General features: G+C 53.2%; 23 protein-coding genes and 1 pseudogene. 13 read left to right on the top strand and 11 right to left on the bottom strand.

Translation table 11 applies throughout. The annotated features are described in order from the left end of the window. Positions 1–18 precede the first annotated feature (18 nt). Positions 19–1413 carry a M24 family metallopeptidase gene (locus WH279_RS16020; protein WP_339457688.1) on the top strand — a complete coding sequence of 465 codons (1395 nt, stop codon included), beginning with the start codon at positions 19–21 and terminating at the stop codon, positions 1411–1413. 65 nt (positions 1414–1478) lie between these two features. After that, positions 1479–1907 (top strand): hypothetical protein, encoded by a 429-nt coding sequence (locus tag WH279_RS16015; RefSeq protein WP_339457687.1) that lies wholly within the window; start codon positions 1479–1481, stop codon positions 1905–1907. 168 nt (positions 1908–2075) lie between these two features. Here WH279_RS16015 and WH279_RS16010 read toward each other — a convergent pair whose 3' ends face one another. Next, positions 2076–3362 (bottom strand): methyl-accepting chemotaxis protein, encoded by a 1287-nt coding sequence (locus tag WH279_RS16010; protein ID WP_339458744.1) that lies wholly within the window; start codon positions 3360–3362, stop codon positions 2076–2078. Positions 3363–3981: 619 nt separating this feature from the next. Further along, entirely contained in the window at positions 3982–4515 is a 534-nt protein-coding gene (locus WH279_RS16005) for a GrpB family protein (protein ID WP_339457686.1), read from the bottom strand. A 148-nt stretch (positions 4516–4663) separates the two neighbouring features. On the opposite strand from WH279_RS16005, the gene WH279_RS16000 reads away from it, so the two are divergent. Together WH279_RS16000 and WH279_RS15995 are read left to right on the top strand one after the other, a co-directional pair. After that, complete coding sequence (locus WH279_RS16000; RefSeq protein WP_133846559.1) at positions 4664–5779, top strand: metallophosphoesterase; 1116 nt, start codon at positions 4664–4666, stop codon at positions 5777–5779. A gap of 205 nt (positions 5780–5984) precedes the next feature. After that, entirely contained in the window at positions 5985–7190 is a 1206-nt protein-coding gene (locus tag WH279_RS15995) for an MFS transporter (protein ID WP_339457685.1), read from the top strand. Between the two features lie 83 nt (positions 7191–7273). Here the strand turns inward: WH279_RS15995 and WH279_RS15990 are convergent, their stop codons facing one another. Then, positions 7274–7606: a DUF1493 family protein gene (locus WH279_RS15990; RefSeq protein WP_339457684.1), complete on the bottom strand. Its 333-nt coding sequence runs from the start codon at positions 7604–7606 to the stop codon at positions 7274–7276. Continuing rightward, positions 7600–7713, bottom strand: a pseudogene (locus WH279_RS22775) (STM2901 family protein); the annotation flags it as partial. The gene WH279_RS15990 and the pseudogene WH279_RS22775, both read right to left, overlap by 7 nt. A 255-nt stretch (positions 7714–7968) precedes the next feature. Here WH279_RS22775 and satP point away from each other — a divergent pair. Then, positions 7969–8535 (top strand): acetate uptake transporter, encoded by a 567-nt coding sequence (gene satP / locus WH279_RS15985; RefSeq protein WP_339457683.1) that lies wholly within the window; start codon positions 7969–7971, stop codon positions 8533–8535. 150 nt (positions 8536–8685) lie between these two features. Beyond that, a complete protein-coding gene (gene katG / locus WH279_RS15980; RefSeq protein WP_339457682.1) occupies positions 8686–10863 on the top strand; it encodes a catalase/peroxidase HPI in 2178 nt (725 codons plus the stop codon). Positions 10864–10915: 52 nt separating this feature from the next. Here katG and WH279_RS15975 read toward each other — a convergent pair whose 3' ends face one another. From WH279_RS15975 to WH279_RS15965, 3 genes are all read right to left on the bottom strand, one after another. Next, a complete protein-coding gene (locus tag WH279_RS15975) occupies positions 10916–11329 on the bottom strand; it encodes a GFA family protein (RefSeq protein WP_339457681.1) in 414 nt (137 codons plus the stop codon). Between the two features lie 75 nt (positions 11330–11404). Then, entirely contained in the window at positions 11405–12127 is a 723-nt protein-coding gene (locus tag WH279_RS15970; RefSeq protein ID WP_159338145.1) for a GntR family transcriptional regulator, read from the bottom strand. Positions 12128–12235: 108 nt separating this feature from the next. Then, positions 12236–13273, bottom strand: coding sequence for a sugar phosphate isomerase/epimerase family protein (locus WH279_RS15965; RefSeq protein WP_339458741.1), 1038 nt, complete (start codon positions 13271–13273; stop codon positions 12236–12238). 606 nt (positions 13274–13879) lie between these two features. Between WH279_RS15965 and WH279_RS15960 the strand changes: the two genes are divergently transcribed. From WH279_RS15960 to WH279_RS15935, 6 genes are read left to right on the top strand one after another with little or no spacing between them, the layout of a single operon-like run. After that, on the top strand, positions 13880–14995 hold the full coding sequence (locus tag WH279_RS15960) for an ABC transporter ATP-binding protein (protein ID WP_339457680.1): 1116 nt from the start codon (positions 13880–13882) through the stop codon (positions 14993–14995). Between the two features lie 14 nt (positions 14996–15009). Then, entirely contained in the window at positions 15010–16062 is a 1053-nt protein-coding gene (locus tag WH279_RS15955) for an ABC transporter substrate-binding protein (RefSeq protein WP_339457679.1), read from the top strand. 9 nt (positions 16063–16071) lie between these two features. Continuing rightward, complete coding sequence (locus tag WH279_RS15950; RefSeq protein WP_339457678.1) at positions 16072–16899, top strand: ABC transporter permease; 828 nt, start codon at positions 16072–16074, stop codon at positions 16897–16899. Next, entirely contained in the window at positions 16892–17716 is an 825-nt protein-coding gene (locus WH279_RS15945; protein ID WP_133846549.1) for an ABC transporter permease, read from the top strand. The genes WH279_RS15950 and WH279_RS15945 overlap by 8 nt, the downstream gene beginning before the upstream one ends. A gap of 23 nt (positions 17717–17739) precedes the next feature. After that, a complete protein-coding gene (locus WH279_RS15940) occupies positions 17740–19164 on the top strand; it encodes a M24 family metallopeptidase (protein WP_339457677.1) in 1425 nt (474 codons plus the stop codon). Between the two features lies 1 nt (position 19165). Beyond that, on the top strand, positions 19166–19837 hold the full coding sequence (locus tag WH279_RS15935; RefSeq protein ID WP_339457676.1) for a flavin reductase family protein: 672 nt from the start codon (positions 19166–19168) through the stop codon (positions 19835–19837). Between the two features lie 40 nt (positions 19838–19877). Here the strand turns inward: WH279_RS15935 and WH279_RS15930 are convergent, their stop codons facing one another. The 4 genes from WH279_RS15930 to WH279_RS15915 form a co-directional block, all read right to left on the bottom strand. After that, positions 19878–20411, bottom strand: coding sequence for a cytochrome b/b6 domain-containing protein (locus WH279_RS15930; RefSeq protein WP_339457675.1), 534 nt, complete (start codon positions 20409–20411; stop codon positions 19878–19880). Positions 20412–20516: 105 nt separating this feature from the next. After that, positions 20517–21332: a carbohydrate ABC transporter permease gene (locus WH279_RS15925; RefSeq protein WP_133846546.1), complete on the bottom strand. Its 816-nt coding sequence runs from the start codon at positions 21330–21332 to the stop codon at positions 20517–20519. Between the two features lie 2 nt (positions 21333–21334). Further along, a complete protein-coding gene (locus tag WH279_RS15920) occupies positions 21335–22204 on the bottom strand; it encodes a carbohydrate ABC transporter permease (RefSeq protein WP_133846545.1) in 870 nt (289 codons plus the stop codon). A gap of 58 nt (positions 22205–22262) precedes the next feature. After that, a complete protein-coding gene (locus WH279_RS15915) occupies positions 22263–23603 on the bottom strand; it encodes an ABC transporter substrate-binding protein (RefSeq protein ID WP_339457674.1) in 1341 nt (446 codons plus the stop codon). Between the two features lie 529 nt (positions 23604–24132). Between WH279_RS15915 and WH279_RS15910 the strand changes: the two genes are divergently transcribed. Then, positions 24133–24732: a GNAT family N-acetyltransferase gene (locus tag WH279_RS15910; protein WP_339458738.1), complete on the top strand. Its 600-nt coding sequence runs from the start codon at positions 24133–24135 to the stop codon at positions 24730–24732. The last annotated feature ends 8 nt before the right edge of the window (positions 24733–24740 follow it).

The raw sequence follows: 24740 nt of genomic DNA, 5'->3' as shown, positions 1-24740 counted from the left end.
AACCTGAGGGAGTGCATCATGGTTTCCACAACAATAAAGTTAGGACCGACCGTCGCCCCGGTGAAATTTACCCAGGTCGAGCCTGTTCTCCTGACAGATGAAACGATTCTGGCGCGAAAAGAAAAAATCCTGAATGGGATGAAGAACGAAGGCTTCGATGCTCTTGTGATATACGCAGACAAAGAGCATGGCGCTAACTTCGCCTATCTGACGGGATTTATTCCGCGTTTTGAAGAAGGCCTGCTAATTCTGGAAACCAGTGGCAAATGTACGCTGGTGCTGGGCAATGAAAACCTGAAGCTTGCGCGCTTTTCACGCGTGCCGGTTACGCTGGCACACAGCCCGTACTTCTCTCTGCCAAATCAGCCAATGGATAACGAAGCGCCGCTGGAAAGTCTCTTCACCGCAGCCGGGCTTAACAATAAAAGTAAGGTAGGGCTGGTGGGCTGGAAGATGTTCACTCCGGCGGCCGGGAACGGCAAAACGTTCTTTGATCTGCCGTATTTTATTGTTGAGGCGGTCAGACGCATCCTGAAAGCCAGTGCAGAGCTGGAGAATGCCGCTCACCTCTTTATTAGTGGCAAATCGGGGGCGCGTGCGACCTGTAATGCGAACGAAATTGCTCACTATGAATACGGTGCTAACCTCGCATCAAACTGTATTCTTGATGCAATGAATGCGATTGAGGTTGGTGTCCGTGAAGTTGGTCTGGGTGCACTGCTGGCCGCGGAAGGCCAGGACAACACGGTGGTATCCATTGCCGCCACCGGTAGCCGCTTCGATAAAGCCAATATATACCCGAGTTATAAGAAAGTGCAGAAGGGTGATCCGTTATCATTGACCACTGGCTTTAAAGGCGGATTGTCCAGCAGAACCGGTTTTGTTATTGCCGATGAGAGTGAATTGCCTGCCGGGCAGGAAGAGTGGTTGCAGCGTATGGCTAAACCGTATTTCGCTGCGGTTGTTGCCTGGCTGGAAAATATTCACTGTGGCATGACCGGCGACGAGCTTTACCAGCTGGTGGAACGTGTATTACCGAAAGAACGCTATGGCTGGCACCTGAATCCGGGTCACCTCGTTTCAGATGAAGAGTGGATGTCTTCCCCGGTCTATGAGGGGTCGGATGAACCGCTGAAAAGCGGCATGATCATGCAGATTGATATCATCCCTTCGGTCGCGGGTTACACAGGCGTTAGCGCGGAAGAGTGCGTGGTACTTGCGGATATCACGCTTCAGGCAGAGATCAGCAAACACTATCCGGCGTTATGGAATCGTATTGAGACGAGACGGCGTTATCTGCGTGAGGAAATTGGCATCAACCTGAGTGCGGAAATACTGCCATTGTCCAATACCGTGGCTTATCTGAGGCCTTTCTATCTGGCAAAGAATCAGTCACTGTTTGTTGAGCGCTAACTGCTCCGGATTTATTGTTTCGCATAGAACATCGTCATTTTATTGAAGCATCTTGAAGAGTATGAATGAAAATTTTAATTGCTGGTTTATTTTTTCTGTCATTTACGTCTTATGCACAGTCTCATCTCGGCACATGGGGAACGACCTGTGATGACGAGGGTTTTTCAATTCAGCTAAGTAAAATCCCCAGTCCGTTTATTGTGAATGACAATCAAATCATCATCTCAATCCATTCAAAAGAGATCTCCGCTAATCAGGTTGCTGTGTATTTTGATAAGCCGCTTGATCTTGGTACAGGTGGAATGAACCTTGCGTGGGATAGTTACAGCACAACGAAATCGGTGGCTGAAATGACCATTAAGGGCAGCTCAGGGTTGTTCAGATGGCATGGTTTCTTTGATAAAAGTAAGAAAAAATATGTTTGGGTTGATGGCCCAGACTTTGTGCAAGATCATACGAAAAATGGTCTGATTAAACTTAAGAGATGCGATTAATATACTATTTTAACATGGGAGATAGGGCACTTCTTCATTGATGTCCGCCGGGTCCGGACGTGGTGCAAAGCCAGCAGCACAGGGCTGCTGGCCAGATAAGCTTGTTGCCGTATTCGCTCATCATTGCTCTTTCACCGGCATCTAAACCCGTCGACTGAACAGGGTGGATTACACATCCAGCCGATGGATGACGCTGACAAACTGGTGCACGCCGCGATTAATTTCCTTCAGGCTCCGCGAGAGGTCGCTGATTTTATCCTGTTCGGTGACCACGAATTGTTTTACCGCATCCAACTGTTGATACATCTGCTGGATCAAATCAGCATTCACTTCTACGACGGACGTTATTTTTTGCGTGGCGCTGGCGGTCGATGCAGCCAGTCGGCGGACTTCCGCAGCGACGACACTAAATCCGCGTCCGGCTTCGCCAGCCCGCGCTGACTCAATGGCGGCATTCAGTGCCAGAATATTGGTTTGTGCGGCAATAACGTTAATTGTATCAACGACTTCAGTAATGCTTTTGGCCGAAGCATTGAGCTTTGCACCAATCTCGGTTGCGGCATTTACCTGAACAGCAACCAGCCCGGAGTTACGCACCGTTTCTTCCAGCACCTCATTGGCATTATGCGTGATTTGCGAGGTTTCTTCTGAGGTGGTAACGGCGATATCGGCCACCCGTTTTGCGGCTTCGACACGGGTAGTGATATCAGATGCGATCTTAATCACCTTACAAACATGGCCATCAGCGTCATAGACGGGATTGTAACTGGCTTCTAGCCAAATGCGCTCACCGCTGGCCGTTTTACGTTCAAAGCGCCCAACAAAGTGCTGACCTTTGCCAATTTTTTTCCAGAAATCGGGGTTTTCATGATAAAAACTTTCATAGCAAAAGATGCGATGATGCTGGCCGACAATATCAGACAAGTTAAAGCCCATATGGGTAAGAAAGTTGCTATTAGCCGTAAGAATCTGACCATCAGGCGTGAATTCGATCACCGCCATGGACAGGTCCAGTGCAGTGATCACCGCTTCTTTTTGCTCTAACTCATGATGGCGGGCGGTGATATCGGAGGCGACCTTAATCACTTTATAAACAATGCCGTTATCATCGGTAACCGGGAAATAGGTGGCGCTGAGATAAAAGCGCTGATGCTGTTTGCTGAAACGTTCAAAGATACCCGTTACCGATTCGCCTGTTGCGAGTGTCTGCCAAAAGGCACTGTAGCTTGCTGAACGGCAGTAATCCGGTTTGCAAAAAATCCGGTGATGTTTTCCCTGAATCTCACTCAGTGAGTAACCAGTGACATCGAGAAATTGTTGATTGGCGTTGAGAATCTCTCCATCAGGCGAAAACTCAATCCATGCCACATGCTGTTTTATTGCATTGATGTCCCGGGTGATGCCGTTACTTTTGGACGAGGGCAGCGAAAAGCTCGATTTTTTCATACCAAACATAGAACACCTCAGGAAGTTATCAACATCTCGATGAACCAGATACGCGCAGGCCGGTTTGTGGCATAGCCATCGCAACTGAATTCTTCTCGGCAAGCCCATAGTGGGCAGAATGTTTTTTCCAGGCGGGACACTTGGTCATCAGTCAGTCACGAAAGATGGTATCTCTTTACACCCAAGGGGGTGCTTGCCGGGATGATAGTCTGTGCATTCCTGGTGTTCTAACAGGTATGGTGGCGGACACGTAAGTGGCTGTCCTTAACGGGTATCGGCAAATGCGTGGAAAGATTCAGGGAAAAATGAAAATAATTGCACGGCATTGCAGAGTTGGCGTCGCTACGCGAATTCTACGAAAAGAGAAGGGGAGTTATCCCCAACTTTTCACGTAGCGACACATTGGCGGACCGTTGGTACGGAGAGATGAGTAGATGTAGATTCAGTCAGGAAAAGAAGGCGAGCCGGTTGCAACCAGCGGGAGTGTTCCCTGATATCTAATTTAACATAATATACATTATGCGTACCAAGGTGGCGCTACGTGAAAACGATGACTTATCCGCGGTTTGAATCCTCTGCCGTTCACTGATGGCGTCTGAAGCTCTCTCTCCACCGATAAAACGTAGCGTTAAGGCTTGGTGTGACTGGCTAAACACGCTGCGCCAGTAAGTGCCAACCGAAGATGGTGTTCAATAAACGCCGTCTTGAAAGCACTGTAACGATGAACATCGTTGTCACTTGCCAGCACCGCAGCACGTTTTATTTCGGCATACTGTTCTGCTGCGTTCTTGTTGTTGATCAGATAATCCCGGAACGCCAGATGCTTTATGATTTGGCTGTCGCCTACAGCAAAAGCATGAACCTGATGACTGCGCTGATCGCCACCTTTAGTGAAATATCGACGATTGGGGATGCCATTTTCACCACGGGCTGTGTAGCCATTGAGCTTCATTGCAGCATTGGCGTTATCCAGTTCTGTCAGCCCATTAACCTCTAACAATATGTCTATGACGGGTTTTGCTGCCAGCTCGGGTACTGACGTGCTGCCAATGTGGTGAATGCGGAAAATAATATTGCCCAGGGTGGCCAGTAACAGCGCGCTTTCCGCCTCGAATAAACCGGGCCACCGCTTGTCGTAAGCGGTCACAGTCACGGTCCGCATGAGTGCCCTCCTCCTTTTGCTCTGTGTAATGACCTTAGCACTTAGATTAATACGGGATCTATGCTACAACTTTTCAGATTGTTCAGTGACCGATGCTTTTCACTTCATCTTTGCATTATCGTGCACCACTTTTTAAGGGAATATTGACATGTTTCACCTTATCTTCAGCATACCGAGTTGGTATGTTATCGCCCGTTTTCTTATCCCGCTTTCCATGCCCATTGCTCTAAAAATCCTGTTATCGCTGCTGGTGCTGCTGGCGTCTCAGTATCTGCTGGTTAGCCGGTTCACCTCTGGCAGCATTTTTGCCCCTGAAATGCCGCGCATGGTGATTATTCTCTTTAACTGGGCGTTCAGTGCGGTGCTGTTCCTCGCGCTCACGCAGTTGGTGATTGATGTGGTCGCACTGATTTCACTGATTGTCAGGCATCCGCTGGAGATTGCGCCAGGCATTCGTTACCTGGCTGCACTGTTTGCCATGGGTCTGGCTACGTACGGCGTTCAACAGGCCACCCGCGTTCCCGCGCTGAAAGATGTCACTCTTGAGGTCGCCAATTTGCCGCAGGCGTTTGAAGGTTATCAACTGCTCCAGCTCACCGATTTGCACATCACCCGGCTTTTCAATGCCAGCTGGACGGCATCCATGGTGAAGCAGGCAATGTCGCTGAATGTGGACCTGATCGTCATCACCGGTGATGTTATTGATGGCACCCTGGAAAACCGCCGTAACGATGTTGAACCGCTGCGCGGTTTGCATGCCCCGGATGGCGTACTGGCCATCACCGGCAACCACGAATACTTCTTCGAACAACAGGCGTGGACGGAGCATCTGGCTTCCTTAGGGTTAGATCCCCTGCTCAACCGCCACAAGGTGATCGCCCGCGGAGAGGCAAAACTGGTGATCGCCGGCCTGACCGATGCATCAGCCACCGCGCGAGGTGCTGATGGTCCTGATCTCACCCAGGCATTAGCAGGCGCACCGGAAAACGCACCGATTGTGTTACTCGATCATCAGCCCAAAAATGCGCGTGAAAATGCCACACAGGGCGTCGATATCCAGCTTTCAGGGCATACGCACGGCGGCTTAATCTGGGGATTCGATCGGCTATTTGCCAAACCTAATAATGGCTTTGTTTCAGGCCGTTATGATGTGGATGGCATGCAGCTGTACGTGAATAACGGTACCGGTCTTTGGCCCGGTATGGCGGTGAGGGTCGGTCGCCCATCGGAACTGACCCGTATCACCTTGACGCGTAAGAAGTAATACCGGCACCCCGCTCACGCCCTGAAAAAGGGAGAGCGGGAACGCCTGACGTCAGCGCAGTATTCCCCACTGGAATAAGATATTTCTATAGTTTTTTCTCCAGTTAACACCTTGAAACATTATGGTTTTACGACACAAAAAATGCCTGATAACAGAGTAGAGTAACAGGTCTGGTTGTTAATAAATTGATGGATGAATGTAATAAATGAAAGGAATGCCGCCAATTATTCTTGCCCTGCTTGCTGGCTCACTGGTGCTGACAATTGGCCGTGGGGTCACGCTGCCCTTTCTGACCATTTACCTGACCGAGCACTATCATCTGCTGCCCAAAAGTGTCGGCATCATTATGGGGGCAAGCCTTGCTATCGGTATTTTCAGCAGTCTCTACGGCGGCTATCTGGTCGATAAATTCAGCCACCGCCTGTTGATTGGTGTCTCTATCAGTCTGTTCGCCCTCAGTTTTTTCCTGTTGCCGCTTCTGCCAGAGGTCGGCAGTGTGGTCGTTGTGATCGCCCTGCTCAACGCATCCTATGCGCTACTGAGCATCACTATCAAAGCCTGCATTGCCGCGTGGCTTCCCGTCGAGAAACGCGTTAAAGCATTCTCGATGAACTACACGTTGATCAATGTGGGTTGGGCCGTTGGCTCTTCATTAGGTGTCTGGCTGGCGGGGTTTGACCCAACGCTACCGTTTATGATTTCGGGCACTCTGGCGCTGGTCACGGTTATTGCGCTGATGGTGGGATTACGCAATATCCCCAACAGCCCTGCGCGTAACGATGTTGAGCTAAAGCCGCTGGAAAAACCCGACTTACGCCAGACCTTCGCTATTATGATGCGTGACCGCTGTCTGATCTATTTCACGCTGGGCAGCACCTTCGGTGCGATTGTTTTTGGGCAGTTCACCGGATATCTGTCGCAGTACCTGATTATTATCGCGGATGCCGCTTACGCCTATAAAGTGATTGGCGCCATTATGATCACCAACGCGGTGATTGTTATTGCCTTTCAGTACGTGATGAGCAGCCGCATGAAACAGGACAACCTGCTGAGATGGTTATTTTTCGGCACGTTATTCTTTATCCTCGGTCTGGCCGGCTTTATGCTCGCGGGGCCATCGATACTGCTGTGGATGATAGCGATGGTGATTTTCAGTTTCGGCGAGCTGATTGTAATCCCCGTGGAATATATGTTCATCGATTTCATCGCGCCCGATAATATGAAAGGCAGTTACTACGGTGTACAGAACCTGAGCAATATCGGCGGTGCCGTTAACCCCGTACTGTGTGGATTTTTACTCAGCTATACACCACCGCCGGTCATGTTTATTGCTCTGATCGGTTTCTCCGCAGCCGGGTTGCTGTTCTTCCGCCATGGGCATCGGTTGGCGATTAAAAGAACGGCGGCCTGAGTCTCAATCAGAAACAGCTTTCCTGAGAGGGAAAGCTGTTTCGGGGCACTGATTACCCTTAAAAAATAGTCTTCGGCTTTGAATCAGTCATATAACCAGCGGCCAGCTCTGGCGGATTCGATCAGCATATTGATAGTGAAATCTGGCACTTGAGGAATATGGCTTTTACGAAATGGATTAAGTCGCTCACTTAAGGGTGGTTCTGGTGGATAGTAGGTTGTGATAGAAAAATTCCCACGCTCAACACTAAACCTGGAGAAAAAATCATCCATAAGTGCTAATGCTTCATCATCTTCCAGTCGCAGATCCGAATCAAAATCCGTTGTTGGTGCCAGTTCCATCTTCTTAAAAAGGGAAAATCCGTCATGGGCTCTGACAAGTTCATAGATTCGCTGTTCGAGAGTGGTGTTTACCATATTTTGTCTTTCGCCCTGGCAATAAGGTTGTAATCTCTGACCGTACAATATGTAATTTTCGAAACGTCTGAGGCCAAAATAATCCAGCCAACAACAGGAAATGTTTTTCAATTGTTACATAAAAAAATCGGCCACAACGAATGCGCGAGAATTTTACAACATTTCTTTTACGCGTTCTATTTTATACGCACCGATTGCACAGACTGAGAAACTCACCAGGTCCTAAGAATATAAATAATGAGTTTCACCCTCTTTAGATCAAAGACGCTTTGATGGGCTCTGATTATGATCTCGCGCCCTGCCAGGGAGTGCTGGCGAGGGGTGAAGCCTTTTAACATTTTAATCAATATTTCTGGGGATTTATGGGCACCGTTAAGTTAGCTAATCCGGCTCCGTTGGGCCTGATGGGTTTTGGCATGACCACCATTCTACTGAACCTGCATAATATAGGTTTTTTCCCAATGGATGGTATTATCCTGGCAATGGGTATCTTTTATGGCGGCATCGCACAAATATTCGCGGGTCTGCTGGAATATAAAAAAGGCAACACCTTCGGTTTAACTGCGTTTACCTCTTACGGTTGCTTCTGGCTGACGCTGGTCGCTATTTTATTGATGCCGAAAATGGGCCTGACAGACGCAGTAAACGGGCATTTCCTCGGGGCGTATCTGGGTCTGTGGGGCGTGTTTACGTTATTCATGTTCTTCGGCACCCTGGCAGGCAACCGCGCACTTCAATGTGTGTTCTTCAGCCTGACCGTGCTGTTCGCCCTGCTGGCGATTGGCCATCTGGTGGATAACCCGGCGATCATTCACATTGCTGGCTGGATGGGGGTGGTCTGCGGAGGCAGCGCGTTTTATCTGGCAATGGCTGAAGTGCTGAACGAGCAATTTGGTCGCAGTATCCTGCCAGTGGGTGACAAACACTAACTTACTCATGTGGCCATCGGCAACGTGGCCACTCAACTCCCTTTGTTAGCCACCTCCTTATTCTCTATCACATTAATAGGGTTATCCAGATGTACCGCACGCTCAGAATGCACTATTTTAAAACCACACAATAAAAAGGTGGATAGAGAAATGAGCCAATCGTCGGAAAACCCAAATGCTTCAGCCGCGCAGTGTCCTTTCCACGCGGGAGCCGCCAAACCCATTGCTGGCAGTGGCACCAGTAGCAATGACTGGTGGCCAAAACAGCTAAGAGTCGATCTTCTGAGCCAGCATTCCAACCGTTCCAATCCCCTCGGCGTTGATTTTAACTATCGTGAAGAATTCAAGAAGCTTGATTACCCTGCCCTTAAAGCCGACCTCAAAGCATTACTGACCGATTCTCAGCCGTGGTGGCCCGCTGACTGGGGTAACTATGCCGGGCTGTTTATTCGTATGGCCTGGCACAGTGCTGGCACCTACCGCATGGTGGATGGCCGTGGCGGTGCCGGGCGCGGTCAGCAGCGTTTCGCCCCGCTCAACTCCTGGCCGGATAACGTCAGCCTGGATAAAGCGCGACGTCTGCTGTGGCCGGTGAAGCAAAAATACGGTCAACAGATCTCCTGGGCTGACCTGATTATTCTGGCGGGGAATGTGGCACTGGAAAACTCCGGTTTCCAGACGATTGGCTTTGCGGCGGGCCGCCAGGATGTCTGGGAACCCGATCTGGACGTGAACTGGGGCGATGAAAAAGAATGGCTGACGCACCGTCACCCGGAAAGTCTCGCCAGCAATCCTCTGTCAGCCACTGAAATGGGGCTGATCTACGTTAACCCTGAAGGCCCGAATGCCAGCGGCGACCCGGCATCAGCAGCGGCGGCCATCCGGGCAACCTTCGGCAATATGGCGATGGATGACGAAGAGATCGTTGCGCTGATTGCCGGTGGCCATACGCTGGGTAAAACCCACGGCGCGGGCGAAGCGACCCACGTTGGCGCTGAACCTGAAGCGGCATCGCTTGAACAGCAGGGACTTGGCTGGGCCAGCACTCACGGTTCGGGCATCGGCGCGGACAGCATCACCTCAGGCCTGGAAGTGATCTGGAGCCAGACGCCGATGCACTGGAGCCATTACTTTTTCGAGAACCTGTTCAAATATGAGTGGGTGCAGACCCGCAGCCCGGCGGGCGCGATCCAGTTTGAAGCTAAAGACGCAGAAGACCTGATCCCCGATCCGTTTGATGCAACGAAAAAACGTAAACCGACGATGCTGGTAACCGACCTGACGTTACGTTTTGACCCGGAATTCGAGAAAATCTCACGTCGTTTCCTGAACGATCACAATGCCTTCAATGCCGCCTTTGCCCGCGCCTGGTTCAAACTGACCCACCGCGATCTGGGGCCGAAAAGTATCTATCTGGGGCCTGAAATCCCGGCGGAAGATTTTATCTGGCAGGATCCGTTGCCAGCCGCCGTTCACCACCCGGTGCCTGCGGATATCGCCGCGGTGAAAAAGCGGATTGCGGACTCATCGCTGTCCGTTAGTGAGTTAGTCTCAGTGGCGTGGGCCTCTGCCTCCACTTTCCGTGGTGGCGATAAACGCGGTGGTGCCAACGGTGCGCGTCTGGCCCTTGAGCCGCAACGTCACTGGGAAGTTAACCGTATCGCCAGTGGTGTGCTACCTCAGCTTGAGGCGATTCAACAGCAGTCAGGGAAACTCTCCCTCGCCGATACGATTGTTCTGGCAGGCACCGTGGGCGTTGAAAAAGCGGCCGCAGCCGCGGGCGTCCTGATCGATGTGCCCTTCTTACCTGGCCGTGTGGATGCGCGCATTGAGCAAACGGATGTGGCTTCCTTTGCGGTACTTGAACCGGTTGCTGACGGTTTCCGTAACTACAAAAGTGGCAGAAGCAGTGCATCGACAGAAAATATGCTGATCGACAAAGCGCAGCAACTTACGCTGACCGCACCTGAATTGACGGTGTTAATCGGTGGGCTGCGTGTGATCGGGGCGAACGTCGATAACACGCCGCACGGTGTGTTTACCGACCGTGTGGGTGTGCTCAGCAATGATTTCTTTGTCAATCTGTTAGATATGGGCACCGTCTGGCGCGCCAGTGATGACACTAAAGAATATTATGAAGGGCACGATCGTACCACTGGTCAACTGAAATACACCGCAACACGTGCAGATCTGGTGTTTGGTTCCAACGCGATACTGCGTTCACTGGCGGAAGTGTATGCCAGTGACAGTTACCAGCATCAGTTTGTGCTCGATTTCGTCGCTGCCTGGACGAAAGTCATGAATCTCGACCGTTTCGACGTTCAGTAACCCCTGTGGGTAAGCGGATCCATGCCGCTTACCCTTTTTCTCAACGCCTGCGTTATTTCCTCTCGCTGGGGACGTACGATAATACTCCCGCCACCCCGCCTGCACCGCCATCCTTCGGATGATTTACTCCGTCAGTGACATTCAAAGCGTTAAAATCAAACGGCGATACGCCTTCCAGGCAGGCCGCATTGACCCCGTACTGATGAGGATTAGAGCGGCTCTGGTGAAAGGTATAGATGCCGCAGACAGAACAGAAATGGTGCGCCACTTCGCGGCTGTTAAACCGATACTCCGTCAGGGCTTCTTTGCCCTTTATCACATCGATTGCTGACGCAAACACCACCACGGCGCCCCGCATCCGGCAAAAAGTGCAGTTGCAGCGCCGCGCGCTATTCAGGCCATCGATAAGCGTCACGTTAAAGGCCACTGCGCCGCAGTGGCACTGAGCAGAAATGTTCTCCGTCATCGTTATAATCCCGTTATCAGTTGAGGAGCCAGTTAACATTATCTGCGCTCCTGGTGACAATACTGTGATGTCGGCTCAGGAAAAGTTTTCCAACATCGACATAAAGGAATGCCGGTCACCATGGCCTTCCGTCAGCCGCACCCGCCCCTCAATATCGGCAAGATGGTGGTCCATCAACGCCCGGGCCTTACCTAAATCTTTCGCTTTGAGCGCCGCGACAATCTGGCGATGGTGGTCAGCACCGCAATCATCTTTGCGATCCTCCTCATACAGCGACATCACCAGCGACAGCCGCGCAACAATCTTCGTCAGCATCTCGGTCAACACCGGATTACCGGCCAGCTCTGCCAGAACGATATGGAACTTGCCGGACAACACTGTTTTCGATTTCTCGTCGCCATGATGATGGATCTGTTCTTCTTCATCTGCCAGCTTTTCCAGGCTATCCAGCTGCTCTGGGGTGGCCCGATCCACCACGAACGCCAGCAGGATACCCTCCAACTGACGCCGGGCTTCAAACAAGTGCCTGGCCTGCTCAACGCTCGGTTCGGCAACAAAAGTGCCGCGATTTCTTTTGCGCTCCAGCAGATGATCGCTTTCCAGCACGCCCAGCGCGCCCCGCACCACCGTCCGGCTCACGCCGAAATGTTCGGCGATAGCTTCCTCAAGAATTTTACTGCCGGGCTTTAGCGCCCCTTCACCAATTGCCGCCGCCAGCGTGACGCGAATCCGCTCGGATACGTCATCATGACTGTCGGCGCTAGCAACCGGTGTCGCCCTGGCACGCGTTTTTTTCATTAGCTTGTTCATCCTCTGTCTGAACCCTGACCGCATGCTGAGTACGTTACCGCAACACAACGGTGACTGCCTTCTATATCGTGATAATCATATTGATACGTAACCGGGTTATAACACGATGCCCTGAGCGCGACAGATGGCCCGGATATGTGCTGCCGATTGCTGAATAAAACGAATCGCTTCATTAAAGCCGTAAGACTGATGCTCGTAGCTTGGGTAACCGTAACGGGTACGTTCATAACTCTCCCAGTCTTCAACCTCGCCAGCGGCAACGCGCTGAGCACAGGCATCAATGGTGGCAAAATACGCCTCCAGCTCGCTGGCCGTCAGGTCGGGATGCCCGGCGCGCCAGAGCGGATCGTCAATCTGAATACACTGACGCGGATGAGGACGGCGTCGATTATCGTCGGTCGATTGGGCGATTTCCAGCGACAGATTCAGCTGTGGGTTGACCTGTGCCAGAATCGACAGAATAGCAGCAAAATCCACCACGCCGCTGCCACATGGGCGCGGCTGAAAATCCAGTCCCCCCGGAGCGCGTCCAATGTACGCATCTTTAATATGGGTCTGACGCACCCAGGGGGCCAGGCGTTGAGTGGCCAGCACCGGGTCTTCGCCGCGTTGCAGCATATTGGCAGTATCCAGCACCACCCCCGCGCACTCTTCCCCTACGGCCTCAATCATCCGCAGTATTTCGAAAGAGGTGATCTCATCGTGAGTCTCGATATTCATATGCACGCCGTGAGCGCGGGCAACCGGGGCCAGCTTGCGCATGACATTTGCCATGCCTGCCAGCTGCTCTTCCCATGTGACATCGGTACGGAAACGGTCGGCCGCCAGACGGCCAGGATAGGCAGGTTTAAAATTACCCGGTGAAACCCACATTTCCCGGCAGCCAATCGCTGCGCTGGCTTCAATCATGCGGGTCAGCCCTGCAATAATATCGCCATTGCCGATGGCCCGCAGTTCTGGTGCTTCTGCGCTGCAATAAGGGTTGATTTTTCCGAGGCCGCTTTCCAGATACAGACCCAGTTCATCGGCTTTTGCGCGGATATCCCGCAGTAAACCGCTGTCCAGATCGGGGCTCATATCCAGCACCGTGCTGAAGAAGATGCCCTGAAGCCCGAGAGATTTAACATGATCCAGGCTGGCCAGCGGGCCGCGGTTTTTTAATTAAGGTAGTTTCAACCCATCGATGCCTAACTTCATTGACGATTCCTTTAAGGTTAACAAATCACTGAGTGATAGCTCAGGATGTTGCAAGCCTTATGCCACCGACCCTTTTTCGTCATGACATTTAACGTATCTCATTGATAATTAATTGCTATATTTTTTATTTTATTTTGTATAACAAACTTTCGCATAAATATTCATATGACATCATCGTAATTGTACTGCCAGTACGTCAGAAACCTGACAGAACGGGCTTTCCGTCATCTTTATGGGCGGTCATTTTGCGAAAAAAGGGGATTTTATCGTCTGTTTCTGCGCGCTGCTGGTGATTATTTGCACCAAAATAATGCCCTTTCTGCACCACAATCGTCATTTCAAGTAAGGAATTTTCTTTCGAATTATAAGGTGTAATTTAATTCGCACAGAGTTGCGAATGTTATATTTAATTTAATAATTGTTTTATTTCAATGTATTAGATTATCTCTCGCACCACTTCCCAACACTCTGGCATACGGCTTGCAGTTTCCTTGTCATCAACCCATTCGTCTTATGACAGCGACTCATCACCAGGGAAGCCCTATGCAAGATAAGCAACATACCCTTGAACGTAAGCGCCTGAGCGTGCAGGGACTGACCCACAGTTACGGTGGCAACAACGCGGTGAGTGATGTGTCATTTACCATTGAGCCGGGTGAAATTGTGGCGCTGCTCGGGCCAAGTGGTTGTGGTAAATCCACCGTGCTGCGAGCCATCGCCGGGCTAATCCAGCCGAAGACAGGCAAGATTGTTCTGGGGGATCAGGAGCTCGCCAACGTGTCAGCCAGGGCGCGCGGCATTGGCATGGTATTTCAAAACTATGCGTTGTTCCCCCATCTCACCGTGGCAGAGAACATTGCTTATCCGCTGGCCTGTCAGCAGATATCCCGCGCGGAACGTAAGCAGCGCGTGGAGGAGATGCTCTCCCTCGTCAGATTGAACGAGTTTGGTCATCGCCTGCCGCGCGAGCTATCCGGTGGCCAGCAGCAGCGTGTTGCCGTGGCCCGCGCCATTGCCGGCCGCCCTTCACTGCTGCTGCTTGATGAACCTTTTGGCGCACTGGATCGGGCGCTGCGTTTCGATCTGCAGGTTGAATTGCTGCACCTGCAAAAAACCCTGGGCATTACCACGCTCATCGTTACTCACGACCAGGAAGAAGCGCAGAGTCTCGCCAGTCGTCTGGTGCTGATGAACAAAGGGAACGTTGAACAGATTGATACACCGATGGCGGTGTATGACCAACCGAAAACACTGTTCGTGAATACGTTTATCGGTCAGACCAATCAGCTGCAAGGTACCGTGCTGCGTTTCGATAACGACACCACATTGATCGGCCTGCCCGACCAGAGCACCGTGCGCCTGCCGCGCCGTCTGAACTTCACTACCGGTTCAAAAGTGACGCTGACTTTCCGTCCTGAAGAGGTGCGGCTTTGTTTGCAGCCAGGGGAAAACACCCAGCCCGTACGCATGACAGTATCGGTGCCGCTCGGGCCAACGCTGCTGCATGACCTGGCACTGGAAGACGGCACCCGTCTGAAAGCGTCAGAGGTACGCGGACCATCAACGTTTATCCCCGAACCCGGATCACAACTTTTTGCTGAGATTGACACTGCCCGCTGTCATGCCTTCCCGGCTGAACCGCTTCCCATGAATCAATAACCCAGGTGAACACTATGAAAAATGTAGAAATCAGTCGTCGTCGGTTTGGTCAGTTAATGGCGGGTGTCGCCGCTTCCGCCATGCTGCCGTTTTCACTGCGTGCGCTTGCCGCCGCAGGCAGTGGAACCGCCGTCGCCGCGACGTTCCCGGGGAACTGGGAAGATGCGTATCGCACTATCCTGACGCCGATATTGAAAAAAGAGGGTTTTGACCTGACGGTGTCCCCTGCGATGGCCCAGGACCAGCTGGCAAAAGTGCTGGCCAGCCCCGGAAAACCGCCTTACGACACGCTGTTGATGTCGCCTGGACAGATGACAGTCGCTATTGAAAAGGATCTGATCCAGAAAATTGATCCGTCACGCCTGAAAAACTGGAACCTGCTCGATCCGGCATTCCAGGGCGAATATGGCCCGACGGTCACCGTTGAGGTTAACGGCATCGCCTACAATCCCGATTTGGTGCCGCGCCCTAAAGGCTACCGCGACCTGTTCGAGAACCCGGCATACAAAGGCCTGGTGTCCTGGACCGGATTTGCCTCGAACACCGCCGTCATGGCGTATACCGAGCTGGCAAAAATTTACGGGACAGGCCCGGATGACATGGCCGCGGTCTTTAAACTGTTTAAGGAACACCCGGAGCAGCTGACGAGCATCGTTGACAGTACCAACCATCAGATGACGCTGTTCCAGCAGGGTGAAATTGCCGTGTTTATGTGCAGTACCGGCAATGTGGCGCGACTGAAAAGCCTGGGGTTAAACGCGGAGTTCGTGCACCCGGAGAGTGGCTCACCGGCCGCCCCGGTGAATATTCATCTCACCAAAGGCAGTAAAAATCTCGATGCGGCCTATGCCTATATGGATGCCGCCATCTCTCAGGCGGCACAAACCGCACTGATGCAACCCCCCGTCGAGATGTTCCCGACCAATAAAAACGTCGCCCTGACACCGGCAATTGCTGCCTATGTCACGCGTGAGCAGCTGAAATCGTTGGTCTACCCGGACTGGGCTGCGATTAACAAAAACCGTGATAACTGGATACGCCAGTTTGATTCCCTGGTTGCCGGTTAAGGTGATGTGATGAAACAGAGCGGCTTTCCTTATGTTGTCCCCATGTTATTGCTTTCACTGGTGTTCTTTGCCACACCGCTGGCGGTTCTGGTTGGTTTCAGCTTCACGTCCGGTGACGGTGTCACGTTAAGCCACTACGCGCGTTTCTTTGGTGATAGCTTTAACTTCCGTGTGCTGATGAACACCGCCAGGCTGGGGATTGAAACGGTCATAGGAACGACACTGCTGGGCGTGCCGATTGCCCTGCTTTACTGGCACAGCGGGCGTCACTTACGTCAGGTGCTGATCTTCCTGACGCTGATCCCGATGCTGACCAGTAACGTGGTACGCACCTTTGCCTGGATTGTCATCCTTGGCCGCCAGGGGCCGATCAGCGAGGCGCTGATGGCCATGGGGATAACGGGAATGCCGACCAGTCTGATGTTTACCGAAACCGGACTGGTGATGGCGATGTGCCAGATTGATCTCCCGCTGATCATCCTGCCGCTGATCGCCATTCTGTCGCGCACACCTTATCAACTGACCGAAGCCGCTCAGGTGTCCGGAGCGGGCGCATGGCGAATTTTGATCACCGTGCTGCTGCCGTTGATGCTACCCGGCCTGCTGGCAGGCTGGATACTGGTGTTTGCCAGTACCAGCAGTTCATTTGTTACCCAGGCGGTGATTGGCGGCGCGCGTAATGTGTATGTCCCTCAGCTGATTTACCGCGAAGTGGGTACGCTGTTCGACTGGCCGCTGGCTTCCGCTATTGCCGTGGTGCTCCTGGTGTCCACCGGGTGCCTGCTGGTCGCACTCACGATGATTTCACGCCACCGGAGACTGAACGGTCATGCTTAATCGACGCGAAAACCCTGTTCCCGGCCTGCTGTATAAGCTCTTTGTCTACGGATTTGGCTCGCTTTGCGTGATCTATCTGGTGGCCCCGATAGTGATTGCACTGATGATGTCATTCACCTCCGGGCAGACCCTGAAATACCCGCCGCAGGGTTTCTCTCTGCGCTGGTACGAGGCCTTGTTAGATCCGGTCCGATCAGCCACGGAGCACGTTGCCGCCGGAAATTCGTTAAAAATTGCCGCTCTGGCCGTACTGGGTGCGCTGATCTTCGCCGTGCCTGCCACCATCGGTATGACGCGGATGAAACGCAGAAATGTCAGCACCATCGAACCGTTGCTGCTGGCACCGCTGGTGCTGCCAAGCCTGGTCTACGGGCTGGCTGCGCTGATTGTTGCCAATTTTATCGGCTTCCCGCCGTCATTGTGGCTGACCATTCTTGGCCATGTGGTGGTGTTTGGCCCCCTGATGTATCGCGCCGTGTCGGTGGTGGCGCAGGGGATGAACCCTTCGCTCGCGGAAGCCTCGGCCACGATGGGGGCCAGCTGGTTTATGACGCTGCGCCGCGTCACCTTACCGCTGCTGATGCCGGGCATTATGGCAGGGGCGTTTCTGGTGTTTATTCAGTCTCTGGATAATGTCTCGGTTTCGCTGTTCCTTGCCGATGCCCGCACCACCGTCTTGCCGCTGCGTATGTTCGCACTGATCGAGGAGTCGCTCGACGTTCGTGTTGCGGCCATCTCCGGGATTTTAATCGCGATCACCCTGCTTGGTCTGCTGGTCGCCCGGCGCGTGCTGGCACCGCGACCACAGCAACCCTGATTTTTTGACGACAAGGAAAGACTATGAATACTCATGCGACTCAGGCCGCTGGCTATCGCATTGGCGCGCTGCTGGCCGATTTCCAGCCGGATTTTGAATTTTCAGCGCCGCTGCCGTTACCGTTAGAAGAGTTCGAAGAACGTCTGCGTAAAGTGCGTCGTCAGGCGGTGGAGGCAGGACATGACGCGATTATCGTCCATGCCGGGAGTGTTGGCTGGTTCCATGCCTCTAACCCCTGGCTGCGCTATCTCTGTGACTGGATGCGTGAAGGTGTGCTGATTATCCCGACCGACAGCGACAAACCGCTGGTACTGCTCTCCTTTTTCACGCAGTCGGTATTGCTTCCCCCCGGTGGTGAGCCGCTGCTGGTTCATGAAATCTGGCAAATTGGCCCGATTGGCCGCGAATACGCTGACCGCCCCGGCGATTCGGTGGTCAAAACGGCAGAAAAATGTGCCGAGGTGCTGGCCCGTTTCGGGCTGTCAAAAGCGCAGGTCGGTAAAATCGGTGATCGGACCTCGTTAACCTTCTGGGCGGCGCTGGCATCGCTGACACCCGCCGCGAAATATGTTGAGGAGAGTGCCATCCTTGAGCGTTTGCAGAAGGTCCGCTCGCCGCGTGAAGTTGAGATGTTCCGCGCTGCCGCACAGCTCATCAGCATTGGCACCCAGGCGGCCTACCATGTAACGAAACCGGGCGTCACCGATCATGAAATCTATGCGGCCTTCAGCTGTGCGCAGCTGGCGTTCGGCGGCGAAACGGGTGATGGCTATCAGATTGGCATTAACGAGTTCGGCACCCACTGCGGCAAACCTTATGGTCACGTTGTGCGGCCGGGCGATCTGATCAATCTGTACATTTCCAACGTGACCTGGCGCGGCTATACCGCACAGACCGCGCGGATGATTGCGGTGGGTGAGATAACTGAACGTCAGGAGCGCGTGCTGGCTGCCTGCACCGCTGGCGTGAAGCAGGCCGAAAAGCTGATTAAACCGGGGGCGCTGATGCGCGATATAAACAACGCGGCGTTTGCACCGATGATTGATGCTGGTCTGCTGACCTCCCCGGAGGCGCGCACCATGCCCTATAACTGGTCACCGATGCCCGACGGAACAGCGCGCCTGATCCCACAGCAGTATGTGCCTGATGCCGATTATGAAGCCCAGGGGCGCAGGCTGATGCACGTCTATCCGGCAACGCACGGGCCGCATAACCCGAACCTGGGTCATTCGGTCGGCATGGCGGGCGGTCAGAACAGTTTCAACATCTCCTCTCATAACTACGATCGTCTGGAAGAAGGCATGATTTTTGTGATGCACACACAGTGGCTGGAGCCGCTGTCAGCGGGCTGCAACATCGGGGATTGTTACGTTGTCACGAAAGAGGGGTTTGAAAATCTCAGCCGCCATACCCCGCTGGACACTCACCGCATAACTGCCGGAGTCTGAAATGAAAAATATGCCGGGACATACCTGGTTTGACTTTGCCCAGTTGGGCGAACGCGATCGCTATAAGCTGCTCATCGGGACGGTCATCCCGCGCCCTATCGCGCTGGTCACCACCCTGAGCAAGGACGGTATGCCCAATGCCGGGCCGTTCAGCTTCTTTAACGTACTGACGCATGACCCGGCGATTGTCGCCATCGGCGTGGAAAACTATGCGGATATGCGTTTTAAAGATACGGCGCGTAATATCCGTGAAACCGGAGAGTTTACAGTGCATATCGTGGATGATGCACTGGTTGAACAGATGGAGATCTGCGCCATCAAGTTTGGCCCGGAGGTGGACGAACTTGAGTTAGCCGGGCTGGAAACCACACCCGGTGAAATGGTACGCAGTCCGCGGATTCTGGCCGCCCCGGCCGCGCTGGAGTGCCGCCGCCATACCACTTTACAAGTGGGCCCGGCACGCGAGATTATTCTCGGCGAAGTGCTGGGCGTTTATGTCCGCAGCGATGCGGTTAACCTGGAAAACCTGCATATCGATCAGCAGTTGATGGATGCCGTTGGCCGTATGGGCGGGCACACCTATACCCGCACGCGCGACCAGTTCGATATTAGAACCCTGAGCAGCGAGGAGTGGGAACAGCGGAATGTCGCGGCGAAACCTGCCGTGGAATAAGCTCAGGGATTCTGGCGGCCGGGCCACCGTCCGGTCAGCCTTATTGCCGTGATGGCATCATCCTGATCAGGGTGTTATCACGAAAAATATAGTGATGCACCAGCGCCGCCAGCGCGTGTAAACCAATCAGCCAGTAGCCGAGGGGCGCCAGTACGGTGTGCCAGTGGATCAGCGTTTCCGACAGTTCAGTATCGGGTACGGCGGCCACGGGCATCGGCAGTCCGTACAGGCTCCACTCCCCGCCCCAGAAGTAATGGGAGGTCAGTGCCAGCGCGGGCAGGGAAATGAACAGGGCGTAAATGCAGGTATGGGTTAAATGGCTCAGCGCGGTATGCCAGCGTTTCGGCGCGGGAATAATCGCGGGCGATCGTTTGCGCAGACGGATCATCAAGCGCATGATCATGGTAATCAGCACTGTTGCCCCGGCGGTCACGTGGGTCACTGCAATAGCATAACCGTGCCAGGTGCCCGGCTGTGCATAGTCGCTGATCAAAATGGAACCATAAGCCAGCAGCAGCAGAAACACCGTCAGCCAGTGCAGTGCAATCAAAGGGGATGAGTATTTTTTTTGCATTACCCGCAGAGTCATTGAATAAGTTTGCGCGCAGTATATCCGGCTAACACGTTTTAACCCCAGGCAAAATTTACCGATGTTAGCAGGATGGGGGTATCACCCCCCCTATTTCACCGCGCCCTCGGTCACGCCGCTGATAAACTTGCGCTGGAAGATTAAAAACACCGCCATTAACGGCAGGATAACGATCATCGCGCCGGCCATCAGCACCGGAATATCAATGGTGTTGCGGTTCTGGAAGAGCATCATGCCGATGGGTAGCGTGCGCAGCTCATCTTTGTTCACCAGAATCAGCGGCATCAAAAACTCATTCCACGTCCAGATAAACAGCAGCAGCGCCAGCGTTGATAGCGTCTGCCCGATGGCGGGCACCAGCAAGCCCCAGAGAATTTTTACCCGTGATGCGCCGTCCATCACCGCCGCTTCCACCAGCTCTTTCGGCACCTGCTGAAACGCACTGGCAATCATCAGCGTGGTAAACGGCAGCGACAGCGCGATCTGCGGAATGATCAGCGCCAGATAGGTATTGGTCAGCCCCATCCAGCGCAACTCATGGTAAAGCGGAATGATAAACGCCTCGCTCGGTAGCACCATACCGAGGGCAAACATCGCGGCAATCACTTTCTTACCGGGGATCTTCAACCAGGCGAACCCAAACCCCGCCAGAATGCCGAGAAAAATACTGCACACCACCACGGGGATGACCACCAGCACAGAATTCAGGAAATAGACATTAAAATGCCCCTGCTGCCAGGCCGTGATGTAATTTTTCACATTGAAAGAGCCGGGCAGCGTAAACACGCCCTGAAACAGCTCCATCTGTGTTTTAAATGAGGTCAGCAGCGCCAGCATAAACGGCAGCACGGTGAGCAACGCCACTACCCAGATCAGCGCACGGGAACTTACCGGCGTTTTGTGCATGATTAACGCTCCTTTAACGCCAGATGAATCAGCCAGTTAATCAGTAAGACGATCACCATACTGAAGACCGCCACCGAAGAGGCATAGCCGAAATAGTGCAGGTCAAAGCCCTGCTTATACATAAAGATATTGGTGACCATGGTCGAGGTGCCGGGGCCGCCCTGCGTCATCACATACACCAGGTCGAAGGTTTTCAGGCTGGCGATCACCGTCAGCAGCAGTGCGATACGCACCTCAGGTCTTAACCCCGGCAGCGTGATGCGCATAAACTTCTGTCGTCTTGACGAGCCATCAAGATCGGCCGCTTCCAACAGTGACGGATCCATACGTTGCAGGCCCGCCATAAACAGCACCAGACAAAAACCGAAGAAATACCAGGTCGCGACCATGCCAACGGCGGGCAGCGCCCAGGTAAAATCGCCCAGCCAGGAGAGCGCCAGGTGAGGCAGGCCGATAGCGCGCAACAGCTGATCGATGGGGCCAAAGGCCGGGTTATACAGCCAGCGCCATACAACGCCCAGCACCGCCATCGGCATGATGTACGGCAGGAAAAACAGGATGCGCAGCAGACTGCGTTCCGTATTGCTGCGCATATCATTCAGGAAACTGCATAGCAGCAGCCCGATGCCAATAGGTAGCAGAGTATAAAACAGCATCAGCAGGGCGTTGTTCCCCAGCGCAATCCAGAACACCGGATCGCTGAACATCCGCATATAGTTGCTGATACCGGCAAATACCGGGGACGAGGTACCGTCCCATTCGGTAAAGCTGATACCCAGCGAGGCCAGCAATGGCAGCAGTAAAAAGACGCCATACACCAGCACCGCAGGAAGAAGATAAAGAAAATTACGCCAGGGGCTTAGATTCAACATAAACGGACTCACAGGCCAGAACGTCTGACTGCCCGGCAGGATTGCCGGGCAATGCGGCTTAATGTTTCATGCTTTTGAGGTAGCGTTGATAGTTATTATCGAAATTGGTCACCATCTTATCGACCGTCTGACGCCCTCCCAGCAGCAGCTGAACATTCTGATTCAGCTCCGCGTTCATGGTCGGCGTCGCCCAGTCAACATAGTGGCCCAGTCCGTCATTCTCATTCAGGGTTAACCACACCTGCCAGGCTTCTTTCAGCAGCACGTTATCCGCAGGAACCTGGGCATTCTTACTGGAGCTGGCCGGCAGGAAACCGGCTTTTAACCAGCGGTCGGCCATGGCATCTGACACCATATAGTCGATAAACTTCGCCGAGGCATCCTGCTGCGCTTTATCCTTCGCCGTGCTGGTCACGGAGAACGCTAAATCGGTACCCCCGACCATAAGCGCATGCTGCACCCCCTCACCTGCAGGCATCGCAGCAAAGTGGAGATCTTTATTATCTTTAAACTGGCCGAGATACCAGGTCCCGCTGATCAGGAAGGCTGACTGCCCGTTCTGGAACAGTGTTGCTGCATCATCGTTACCAATGCCCTGGAAGCCCGGGAAGAAGTACCCTTTTTCATTCCAGTCCTTCATCATCGTTGCCGCACGGCTCAGCTTGTCATCTTTAAAGGTGCCACCAACATCATAGATAAGGTCATCCAGCTTTTTACGATCCTTACTGTCGATCTGTGCCTGCCAGAGTGTACTCAGCATCTGCTGGCCCATATTGCCATCGAGCAGACCCAGCATCATCGGGGCCACGCCCTGCTCTTTCAGTTTGGCCATTGCGCTTTCCAGTTCAGGAAGCGTTTTCGGCACGGCAATGCCGGCTTTATCCAGCAGCGCTTTGTTGTAATACAGCCCGACCATCTCCCCCAGGCTTGCCACGCCATACAGCTTACCGCTGCCGAAGTCCTGCGTGTTGGACCAGCGGTTACGTTTCAGGATGGAATCCGGGAAGCGTTTGGTCCAGCCATAGGTGCTGGCATAATCGTCCAGCGGCACCAGCAGCTTGTCTTTCACCAATGACCCCATATCGCCGCCGCCCTGATTCACCTGGGCAATCTGCGGGCCATCGCCAGCGGTAAGCGCCAGCTTGAGCGGGATGCGGGTATCTTCAAACGAGTGAACGGATCGGTTGATCACAATTGACGGGTTTTTCTGTGAGAACTCTTTTATCCCTTCATCAACTGCGGCGGTCTGCTGAGGATAGTTATAGATATCCCATTCATTAAGCGTGACGGCATGGGCGCTTTGCGCCATACACCCGACCAGCGCGCCGGCCGCGATCAAACGTGAGAGCAGGCGCACTGAAGTACGAAACTGGGACGAACGAACGGATGAACTAGACATAGTGCTCGGTTTCTCCATCACTGAATGGGCATCCTTTCATGTCGACATCTGCCAATCCCGCAGATTGAATCTACGATTATTAATGCACCCCTTCATACTTACTTTAATAGGAAAATAAAGTCAAACACCACCTGTAGCGATTTACAGCGCTGTGAGCGCGTGCATAAAAGCAACATATTGTGCACCTATTCAGCATGCCATCGCGCAGGCGCGGTCGATAGCCTGTGATTCACCCCGCTTATCTCCCTGTTGCCAGCATCTTAAGCTGATAAAAACTGGGGAAAACTAACCCCCTGTTTTACCATACGAAAATCATATATTTTCCGGTCGCGTTGCGGGTGCCACTACACCAGAAAAGACGCAGGCCGCAGTGCTAAAGGCGTATCAGCGGATGACGGTGGTTATCGGTGAGCAGAATGATGCACTATTACGTCCGCTTTGTGATGTCACGCAATTATTTCATCTTGAAAACTAAGTCGGCATTCATTAACGTTGAAATTGCTCATCTGCTGACCAACGAGAATTGATGATGAATAATGACCCTGTGATCCGTGCAGCCACCCCGGACGACTACCCGGCGCTCTACCAAATTTGCCTGCAAACGGCGAATGCGGGGGTTGATGCCAGTGCGCTCTATTCCGACCCGGAGTATCCCGGGCAACGTTTTGCTGTTCCCTATGCGCGCTTTGCGCCCGACTTCGCGTTCGTGCTGGATGTGGACGGTGAGGTGATGGGCTATGTGGTTGCCGCCCCTGATACGCGCGCCTTTGAAGCCACGCTGAACAACGTATGGTGGCCTGAATTACAGGAAAAATATCGCCAGCGTCAGCCTGAGGCTGCGCTGGATGCCAACGTGCTCAACAGTATTCGCCATCCTGATGCTGCCGCCGAGGCGCTGGTCACGCTCTATCCTGCCCATCTCCATATCAATCTGTTACCTGCACAACAAAAGGGGGGCTGGGGACGCAAACTGATTGAACATCAGCTGAATGCCCTGCGTGCAGCGGGTGTCGGTGGTGTGCATCTCGGCGTCAGCCTGCAAAATGAACAGGTGTGCGCGTTCTATCAGCGCCTGGGCTTCCAGCCTCTGCTGCGCAGCAATGCCATTTATATGGGCCAGTTACTTTGAGTGAGGCA

The sequence above is a fragment of the Erwinia sp. MYb375 genome, assembly GCF_037479175.1.
In the GTDB taxonomy this organism is placed as follows: domain Bacteria; phylum Pseudomonadota; class Gammaproteobacteria; order Enterobacterales; family Enterobacteriaceae; genus Erwinia; species Erwinia rhapontici.
The sequence above is the reverse complement of the archived record's forward strand: the minus strand, read 5'-3'. Positions and strand labels throughout refer to the sequence as shown.

What these genes read in the sequence shown, in the direction of transcription:
- WH279_RS15915 (WP_339457674.1), bottom strand. Translation starts at nt 23,603, where the DNA reads ATGTCTAGTTCATCCGTTCGTTCGTCCCAGTTTCGTACTTCAGTGCGC.
- WH279_RS15990 (WP_339457684.1), bottom strand. Translation starts at nt 7,606, where the DNA reads ATGGTAAACACCACTCTCGAACAGCGAATCTATGAACTTGTCAGAGCC.
- WH279_RS16010 (WP_339458744.1), bottom strand. Translation starts at nt 3,362, where the DNA reads ATGTTTGGTATGAAAAAATCGAGCTTTTCGCTGCCCTCGTCCAAAAGT.
- WH279_RS15995 (WP_339457685.1), top strand. Translation starts at nt 5,985, where the DNA reads ATGAAAGGAATGCCGCCAATTATTCTTGCCCTGCTTGCTGGCTCACTG.
- WH279_RS15970 (WP_159338145.1), bottom strand. Translation starts at nt 12,127, where the DNA reads ATGAAAAAAACGCGTGCCAGGGCGACACCGGTTGCTAGCGCCGACAGT.
- WH279_RS15955 (WP_339457679.1), top strand. Translation starts at nt 15,010, where the DNA reads ATGAAAAATGTAGAAATCAGTCGTCGTCGGTTTGGTCAGTTAATGGCG.
- WH279_RS15935 (WP_339457676.1), top strand. Translation starts at nt 19,166, where the DNA reads ATGAAAAATATGCCGGGACATACCTGGTTTGACTTTGCCCAGTTGGGC.
- WH279_RS15975 (WP_339457681.1), bottom strand. Translation starts at nt 11,329, where the DNA reads ATGACGGAGAACATTTCTGCTCAGTGCCACTGCGGCGCAGTGGCCTTT.
- WH279_RS15930 (WP_339457675.1), bottom strand. Translation starts at nt 20,411, where the DNA reads ATGCAAAAAAAATACTCATCCCCTTTGATTGCACTGCACTGGCTGACG.
- satP (WP_339457683.1), top strand. Translation starts at nt 7,969, where the DNA reads ATGGGCACCGTTAAGTTAGCTAATCCGGCTCCGTTGGGCCTGATGGGT.
- WH279_RS16000 (WP_133846559.1), top strand. Translation starts at nt 4,664, where the DNA reads ATGTTTCACCTTATCTTCAGCATACCGAGTTGGTATGTTATCGCCCGT.
- WH279_RS15910 (WP_339458738.1), top strand. Translation starts at nt 24,133, where the DNA reads ATGAATAATGACCCTGTGATCCGTGCAGCCACCCCGGACGACTACCCG.
- WH279_RS16015 (WP_339457687.1), top strand. Translation starts at nt 1,479, where the DNA reads ATGAAAATTTTAATTGCTGGTTTATTTTTTCTGTCATTTACGTCTTAT.
- WH279_RS16020 (WP_339457688.1), top strand. Translation starts at nt 19, where the DNA reads ATGGTTTCCACAACAATAAAGTTAGGACCGACCGTCGCCCCGGTGAAA.
- WH279_RS15925 (WP_133846546.1), bottom strand. Translation starts at nt 21,332, where the DNA reads ATGCACAAAACGCCGGTAAGTTCCCGTGCGCTGATCTGGGTAGTGGCG.
- WH279_RS15945 (WP_133846549.1), top strand. Translation starts at nt 16,892, where the DNA reads ATGCTTAATCGACGCGAAAACCCTGTTCCCGGCCTGCTGTATAAGCTC.
- WH279_RS16005 (WP_339457686.1), bottom strand. Translation starts at nt 4,515, where the DNA reads ATGCGGACCGTGACTGTGACCGCTTACGACAAGCGGTGGCCCGGTTTA.
- WH279_RS15940 (WP_339457677.1), top strand. Translation starts at nt 17,740, where the DNA reads ATGAATACTCATGCGACTCAGGCCGCTGGCTATCGCATTGGCGCGCTG.
- WH279_RS15920 (WP_133846545.1), bottom strand. Translation starts at nt 22,204, where the DNA reads ATGTTGAATCTAAGCCCCTGGCGTAATTTTCTTTATCTTCTTCCTGCG.
- WH279_RS15950 (WP_339457678.1), top strand. Translation starts at nt 16,072, where the DNA reads ATGAAACAGAGCGGCTTTCCTTATGTTGTCCCCATGTTATTGCTTTCA.
- WH279_RS15960 (WP_339457680.1), top strand. Translation starts at nt 13,880, where the DNA reads ATGCAAGATAAGCAACATACCCTTGAACGTAAGCGCCTGAGCGTGCAG.
- katG (WP_339457682.1), top strand. Translation starts at nt 8,686, where the DNA reads ATGAGCCAATCGTCGGAAAACCCAAATGCTTCAGCCGCGCAGTGTCCT.